This window comes from Vibrio nitrifigilis, assembly GCF_015686695.1.
GTDB classification, from domain to species: domain Bacteria; phylum Pseudomonadota; class Gammaproteobacteria; order Enterobacterales; family Vibrionaceae; genus Vibrio; species Vibrio nitrifigilis.
Genome location: NZ_JADPMR010000011.1, coordinates 1 through 7,577, shown reverse-complemented (window position 1 = coordinate 7,577; position 7,577 = coordinate 1). Strand labels below are relative to the sequence as shown.

The window sequence follows — 7,577 nt, the reverse complement described above, 5'->3', positions numbered from 1 at the left end:
TTCTTAAGAGATTCTCAAGGGAATCTTGTTGGATTCTCATAAGAATCTCATGAGATTAACTGTATGATTTTAAAGAAATAATTGTCTTTAAGAATCTCTTAAGATTCTCGTTAAGTACTTGAAATATAAGGAAACGCATGTTCGAATTTTTCGACAGATTCTAATTAGATTCTTCTGTTATAGGTTGAGAGAATCTCTTAAGAATCTTAAGAGATTCTAATTTCCTCCATATTTCCTTTATTTCAAAACCTCTATTTTTCTAAAACGATTCCTCTATCTTGCAGAGTTCTCCTATTTTCTGACGCACTTCGCTTGTCGCATTGATGTCCCTGGTCAAATTGCTTCGCAAATTAACCAGGGACATCAATGTGTGGACAAAATGTATAGTTTTAAGGCTTTGGAGGGAAAAATCGCATCAAATAGATCTAAGGTTTTTACCTTTCTGAGTCCCTCTAAAAGCGTTGTAAACTTTCAAAACGATCAGGGCATAGAGTTGGGTGGTTTGGGGTGTAAAAAGCGCGTCTCGAGCATTTGAGAGGCTCTAAAGGGTGTTTTGAATGCTTAATCCGGCCATTGAACATAAAAGGGATAATGTGACCCTCTGTGTGTCTCCATCGAGCAAGTTTTTGCCCCCTAAATGGTCATGATAGACTCTTTTTTTTATGAAGGATTTTTTTATGGCTAGGTCTGAAAAATATATATCAATAATTATATTTACGGTTTTTATTTTGGCTTTTTCATCTGCTAGTGGGTATCAATTTATTGGGGATTGGTTTGAAAAAATAATCAATGGCGCAGGGATGTTTATTTCTCTTCTTGTCATGGTTGCGTTATTTGGTATTTATAAAGGCGCAGCGCTTTTTTCAAGTAAGCAATTGAAAATACTAGCATACTGTATGGTTTGTATTACTTTACTAACTTACCTATACCCTCTATTTAAGTATACTGAACAAGATAGCAGAGACTTTATGTCGACGTTTATTTACGACGTGGTCATCAATATCATTATCTTTATTCTTTTAATCAAGGAAGCCAAAAAATGAGTACTGCAAATATAATTTCACAATTAAAAGCTGGCTCTCCTCTTATAACTTTATTAAAGATGGTGAAGGGCGTTTTTGACGACAGAAGTAGTGCAGATGAATTGTATTCGGATTTAATTCCTGTATTACAAGATTTTTTACTTCAAGGACGCAGATTCAATGATCCTTCGGTTCAGCATATCGTTCACATTCTTAGCGAGTTACCACCGGAAGGAGCAAGAAGACGAAATTTCGTAAAGAAATATCTCCAAGATGAATATACATTAAGAGACTTACCTGCTGATCCAAGGCAAATCCCGTATGGGTTTTGGTATTGATTGTACAGATGCGGTTAAATAAAACTAAAGGTTGATAAGGACGGGGGCTGTTTATGAAACAGAAGAAAGATCATTTGCGATCTTTTTTTTTTCGACGTAACCTTTCTCCAGATGTGAAAAAACCACCGTTGGCGCGGTGGTTTTTTCGGAATACTTACGGGTTCAGGGCCTTTGTAAGTCCTTTCATGATAGTCATTATGTAAGAGCACTTCAAGACCTCTGTAAGTTTCCTGCCCTCTATTTGGATTCAAGATGTTTATTGGATAGAGCGACGCACATTAGCCACCGACCAAGGGAAGTCCGAAAGGTGGCAGGTAAAGGCATTTATCAGAACTTGCGAAAGCACGATAACACCGCCCCGTTGTAGCTGCTAGATGGGGACAAGCGGAAAAGGAAAAACTGATAGATGTTGTGAGACTCGGATGGGGGCGAAAGCTTTACTCACAGCGCAGGGCAGCCCGAAAGGGTAAGAGACAAAACTCCAACGGAAAGCGACCATAAATGATGCCAAAATTCATTGCGAATTTGGTAGGGGTCGGCGCAGCCGAAAGGCTGTTTTCCTACAAAAAAAACACTTGTTGTGCGCGGAGCGCAAGCGTTCCATTCTCTCGATCTCTCTTAACGATTGTGGGCAATCTGTTGGTCGGCTTGCCGTCCACATATTGTCCATCATGAGTGCTCGTTCTTACTATTTTTTTATCACACCTAACGCAGTTTACACTGCTGGTATTTAGTCCTTTTACGGGAAGGCTTTTGGGTGTGCACAGCTTAAATTATCGCCGTGCACGTTTTCCCCTCAAACCTTTGTTGTACTTGGGTTTAGAGCGTATACGTGTAGGCATAGGCGATCACGGCCACAACGCCTGCGATTGTTACTGCAGCTGTCAGTTGAACGATGTTGTCTAGTAGCCAATTTGTTGGGTTCTTCATTCGTAAGCCTTCTCTTTATTCTTTTGTTGCAATGTAACGTGGAAATATTCCTAACTCAATCGCCGTTATTGGCTTAAATGCCATGGAACTTGGCGCCAAAATATCTGTTTTAGCTTTTTTTAGCCGGTCATATTGGGGCTGGTTTAATGCGTAAATTTTAGGTACTACACCCCTCGCAAATCGTAGATTTGTCTAAATGGTTGTTTAGTAAGGATAAAAATAAATCGCGGCCGAAAATATGGAGACTCTATTTGGATGAGTTCGGAAGAATCTTAAGAGATTCTCAAGGGAATCTTGTTGGATTCTCATAAGAATCTCATGAGATTAACTGTATGATTTTAAAGAAATAATTGTCTTTAAGAATCTCTTAAGATTCTCGTTAAGTACTTGAAATATAAGGAAACGCATGTTCGAATTTTTCGACAGATTCTAATTAGATTCTTCTGTTATAGGTTGAGAGAATCTCTTAAGAATCTTAAGAGATTCTAATTTCCTCCATATTTCCTTTATTTCAAAACCTCTATTTTTCTAAAACGATTCCTCTATCTTGCAGAGTTCTCCTATTTTCTGACGCACTTCGCTTGTCGCATTGATGTCCCTGGTCAAATTGCTTCGCAAATTAACCAGGGACATCAATGTGTGGACAAAATGTATAGTTTTAAGGCTTTGGAGGGAAAAATCGCATCAAATAGATCTAAGGTTTTTACCTTTCTGAGTCCCTCTAAAAGCGTTGTAAACTTTCAAAACGATCAGGGCATAGAGTTGGGTGGTTTGGGGTGTAAAAAGCGCGTCTCGAGCATTTGAGAGGCTCTAAAGGGTGTTTTGAATGCTTAATCCGGCCATTGAACATAAAAGGGATAATGTGACCCTCTGTGTGTCTCCATCGAGCAAGTTTTTGCCCCCTAAATGGTCATGATAGACTCTTTTTTTTATGAAGGATTTTTTTATGGCTAGGTCTGAAAAATATATATCAATAATTATATTTACGGTTTTTATTTTGGCTTTTTCATCTGCTAGTGGGTATCAATTTATTGGGGATTGGTTTGAAAAAATAATCAATGGCGCAGGGATGTTTATTTCTCTTCTTGTCATGGTTGCGTTATTTGGTATTTATAAAGGCGCAGCGCTTTTTTCAAGTAAGCAATTGAAAATACTAGCATACTGTATGGTTTGTATTACTTTACTAACTTACCTATACCCTCTATTTAAGTATACTGAACAAGATAGCAGAGACTTTATGTCGACGTTTATTTACGACGTGGTCATCAATATCATTATCTTTATTCTTTTAATCAAGGAAGCCAAAAAATGAGTACTGCAAATATAATTTCACAATTAAAAGCTGGCTCTCCTCTTATAACTTTATTAAAGATGGTGAAGGGCGTTTTTGACGACAGAAGTAGTGCAGATGAATTGTATTCGGATTTAATTCCTGTATTACAAGATTTTTTACTTCAAGGACGCAGATTCAATGATCCTTCGGTTCAGCATATCGTTCACATTCTTAGCGAGTTACCACCGGAAGGAGCAAGAAGACGAAATTTCGTAAAGAAATATCTCCAAGATGAATATACATTAAGAGACTTACCTGCTGATCCAAGGCAAATCCCGTATGGGTTTTGGTATTGATTGTACAGATGCGGTTAAATAAAACTAAAGGTTGATAAGGACGGGGGCTGTTTATGAAACAGAAGAAAGATCATTTGCGATCTTTTTTTTTTCGACGTAACCTTTCTCCAGATGTGAAAAAACCACCGTTGGCGCGGTGGTTTTTTCGGAATACTTACGGGTTCAGGGCCTTTGTAAGTCCTTTCATGATAGTCATTATGTAAGAGCACTTCAAGACCTCTGTAAGTTTCCTGCCCTCTATTTGGATTCAAGATGTTTATTGGATAGAGCGACGCACATTAGCCACCGACCAAGGGAAGTCCGAAAGGTGGCAGGTAAAGGCATTTATCAGAACTTGCGAAAGCACGATAACACCGCCCCGTTGTAGCTGCTAGATGGGGACAAGCGGAAAAGGAAAAACTGATAGATGTTGTGAGACTCGGATGGGGGCGAAAGCTTTACTCACAGCGCAGGGCAGCCCGAAAGGGTAAGAGACAAAACTCCAACGGAAAGCGACCATAAATGATGCCAAAATTCATTGCGAATTTGGTAGGGGTCGGCGCAGCCGAAAGGCTGTTTTCCTACAAAAAAAACACTTGTTGTGCGCGGAGCGCAAGCGTTCCATTCTCTCGATCTCTCTTAACGATTGTGGGCAATCTGTTGGTCGGCTTGCCGTCCACATATTGTCCATCATGAGTGCTCGTTCTTACTATTTTTTTATCACACCTAACGCAGTTTACACTGCTGGTATTTAGTCCTTTTACGGGAAGGCTTTTGGGTGTGCACAGCTTAAATTATCGCCGTGCACGTTTTCCCCTCAAACCTTTGTTGTACTTGGGTTTAGAGCGTATACGTGTAGGCATAGGCGATCACGGCCACAACGCCTGCGATTGTTACTGCAGCTGTCAGTTGAACGATGTTGTCTAGTAGCCAATTTGTTGGGTTCTTCATTCGTAAGCCTTCTCTTTATTCTTTTGTTGCAATGTAACGTGGAAATATTCCTAACTCAATCGCCGTTATTGGCTTAAATGCCATGGAACTTGGCGCCAAAATATCTGTTTTAGCTTTTTTAGCCGGTCATATTGGGGCTGGTTTAATGCGTAAATTTAGGTACTAACCCCTCGCAAATCGTAGATTTGCGAGGGGTGTAGTACCTAACAATTTACGCATTAAACCAGCCCCCAATATGACCGGCTAAAAAAGCTAAAACAGATATTTTGGCGCCAAGTTCCATGGCATTTAAGCCAATAACGGCGATTGAGTTAGGAATATTCCACGTTACATTGCAACAAAAGAATAAGAGAAGGCTTACGAATGAAGAACCCAACAAATTGGCTACTAGACAACATCGTTCAACTGACAGCTGCAGTAACAATCGCAGGCGTTGTGGCCGTGATCGCCTATGCCTACACGTATACGCTCTAAACCCAAGTACAACAAAGGTTTGAGGGGAAAACGTGCACGGCGATAATTTAAGCTGTGCACACCCAAAAGCCTTCCCGTAAAAGGACTAAATACCAGCAGTGTAAACTGCGTTAGGTGTGATAAAAAAATAGTAAGAACGAGCACTCATGATGGACAATATGTGGACGGCAAGCCGACCAACAGATTGCCCACAATCGTTAAGAGAGATCGAGAGAATGGAACGCTTGCGCTCCGCGCACAACAAGTGTTTTTTTTTGTAGGAAAACAGCCTTTCGGCTGCGCCGACCCCTACCAAATTCGCAATGAATTTTGGCATCATTTATGGTCGCTTTCCGTTGGAGTTTTGTCTCTTACCCTTTCGGGCTGCCCTGCGCTGTGAGTAAAGCTTTCGCCCCCATCCGAGTCTCACAACATCTATCAGTTTTTCCTTTTCCGCTTGTCCCCATCTAGCAGCTACAACGGGGCGGTGTTATCGTGCTTTCGCAAGTTCTGATAAATGCCTTTACCTGCCACCTTTCGGACTTCCCTTGGTCGGTGGCTAATGTGCGTCGCTCTATCCAATAAACATCTTGAATCCAAATAGAGGGCAGGAAACTTACAGAGGTCTTGAAGTGCTCTTACATAATGACTATCATGAAAGGACTTACAAAGGCCCTGAACCCGTAAGTATTCCGAAAAAACCACCGCGCCAACGGTGGTTTTTTCACATCTGGAGAAAGGTTACGTCGAAAAAAAAAAAGATCGCAAATGATCTTTCTTCTGTTTCATAAACAGCCCCCGTCCTTATCAACCTTTAGTTTTATTTAACCGCATCTGTACAATCAATACCAAAACCCATACGGGATTTGCCTTGGATCAGCAGGTAAGTCTCTTAATGTATATTCATCTTGGAGATATTTCTTTACGAAATTTCGTCTTCTTGCTCCTTCCGGTGGTAACTCGCTAAGAATGTGAACGATATGCTGAACCGAAGGATCATTGAATCTGCGTCCTTGAAGTAAAAAATCTTGTAATACAGGAATTAAATCCGAATACAATTCATCTGCACTACTTCTGTCGTCAAAAACGCCCCTTCACCATCTTAATAAAGTTATAAGAGGAGAGCCAGCTTTTAATTGTGAAATTATATTTGCAGTACTCATTTTTTGGCTTCCTTGATTAAAAGAATAAAGATAATGATATTGATGACCACGTCGTAAATAAACGTCGACATAAAGTCTCTGCTATCTTGTTCAGTATACTTAAATAGAGGGTATAGGTAAGTTAGTAAAGTAATACAAACCATACAGTATGCTAGTATTTTCAATTGCTTACTTGAAAAAAAGCGCTGCGCCTTTATAAATACCAAATAACGCAACCATGACAAGAAGAGAAATAAACATCCCTGCGCCATTGATTATTTTTTCAAACCAATCCCCAATAAATTGATACCCACTAGCAGATGAAAAAGCCAAAATAAAAACCGTAAATATAATTATTGATATATATTTTTCAGACCTAGCCATAAAAAAAATCCTTCATAAAAAAAAGAGTCTATCATGACCATTTAGGGGGCAAAAACTTGCTCGATGGAGACACACAGAGGGTCACATTATCCCTTTTATGTTCAATGGCCGGATTAAGCATTCAAAACACCCTTTAGAGCCTCTCAAATGCTCGAGACGCGCTTTTTACACCCCAAACCACCCAACTCTATGCCCTGATCGTTTTGAAAGTTTACAACGCTTTTAGAGGGACTCAGAAAGGTAAAAACCTTAGATCTATTTGATGCGATTTTTCCCTCCAAAGCCTTAAAACTATACATTTTGTCCACACATTGATGTCCCTGGTTAATTTGCGAAGCAATTTGACCAGGGACATCAATGCGACAAGCGAAGTGCGTCAGAAAATAGGAGAACTCTGCAAGATAGAGGAATCGTTTTAGAAAATAGAGGTTTTGAAATAAAGGAAATATGGAGGAAATTAGAATCTCTTAAGATTCTTAAGAGATTCTCTCAACCCTATAACAGAAGAATCTAATTAGAATCTGTCGAAAAATTCGAACATGCGTTTCCTTATATTTCAAGTACTTAACGAGAATCTTAAGAGATTCTTAAAGACAATTATTTCTTTAAAATCATACAGTTAATCTCATGAGATTCTTATGAGAATCCAACAAGATTCCCTTGAGAATCTCTTAAGATTCTTCCGAACTCATCCAAATAGAGTCTCCATATTTTCGGCCGCGATTTATTTTTATCCTTACTAACAACCA

The 7,577-nt window shown here is 39.5% G+C and carries 5 protein-coding genes; 4 read left to right on the top strand and 1 reads right to left on the bottom strand.

What is annotated here, in order from left to right:
- Nucleotides 1–677 precede the first annotated feature (677 nt).
- The 4 genes from I1A42_RS24600 to I1A42_RS24585 all read left to right on the top strand — a co-directional run bounded on the left by I1A42_RS24600 (nucleotide 678) and on the right by I1A42_RS24585 (nucleotide 3,919).
- Nucleotides 678–1,043, top strand: a complete 366-nt coding sequence (locus tag I1A42_RS24600; RefSeq protein ID WP_196125809.1) for a hypothetical protein — start codon at nucleotides 678–680, stop codon at nucleotides 1,041–1,043.
- Entirely contained in the window at nucleotides 1,040–1,360 is a 321-nt protein-coding gene (locus tag I1A42_RS24595; RefSeq protein WP_196125807.1) for a hypothetical protein, read from the top strand. Before I1A42_RS24600 ends, I1A42_RS24595 begins: the two co-directional genes overlap by 4 nt.
- 1,876 nt (nucleotides 1,361–3,236) lie before the next feature.
- Nucleotides 3,237–3,602: a hypothetical protein gene (locus I1A42_RS24590; protein WP_196125809.1), complete on the top strand. Its 366-nt coding sequence runs from the start codon at nucleotides 3,237–3,239 to the stop codon at nucleotides 3,600–3,602.
- Nucleotides 3,599–3,919, top strand: a complete 321-nt coding sequence (locus I1A42_RS24585; RefSeq protein ID WP_196125807.1) for a hypothetical protein — start codon at nucleotides 3,599–3,601, stop codon at nucleotides 3,917–3,919. The genes I1A42_RS24590 and I1A42_RS24585 overlap by 4 nt, the downstream gene beginning before the upstream one ends.
- 2,714 nt (nucleotides 3,920–6,633) lie before the next feature.
- Here I1A42_RS24585 and I1A42_RS24580 read toward each other — a convergent pair.
- A complete protein-coding gene (locus tag I1A42_RS24580; RefSeq protein ID WP_196125805.1) occupies nucleotides 6,634–6,828 on the bottom strand; it encodes a hypothetical protein in 195 nt (64 codons plus the stop codon).
- Nucleotides 6,829–7,577 lie beyond the last annotated feature (749 nt).

What these genes read in the sequence shown, in the direction of transcription:
- I1A42_RS24600 (WP_196125809.1), top strand. Translation starts at nt 678, where the DNA reads ATGGCTAGGTCTGAAAAATATATATCAATAATTATATTTACGGTTTTT.
- I1A42_RS24595 (WP_196125807.1), top strand. Translation starts at nt 1,040, where the DNA reads ATGAGTACTGCAAATATAATTTCACAATTAAAAGCTGGCTCTCCTCTT.
- I1A42_RS24590 (WP_196125809.1), top strand. Translation starts at nt 3,237, where the DNA reads ATGGCTAGGTCTGAAAAATATATATCAATAATTATATTTACGGTTTTT.
- I1A42_RS24585 (WP_196125807.1), top strand. Translation starts at nt 3,599, where the DNA reads ATGAGTACTGCAAATATAATTTCACAATTAAAAGCTGGCTCTCCTCTT.
- I1A42_RS24580 (WP_196125805.1), bottom strand. Translation starts at nt 6,828, where the DNA reads ATGGCTAGGTCTGAAAAATATATATCAATAATTATATTTACGGTTTTT.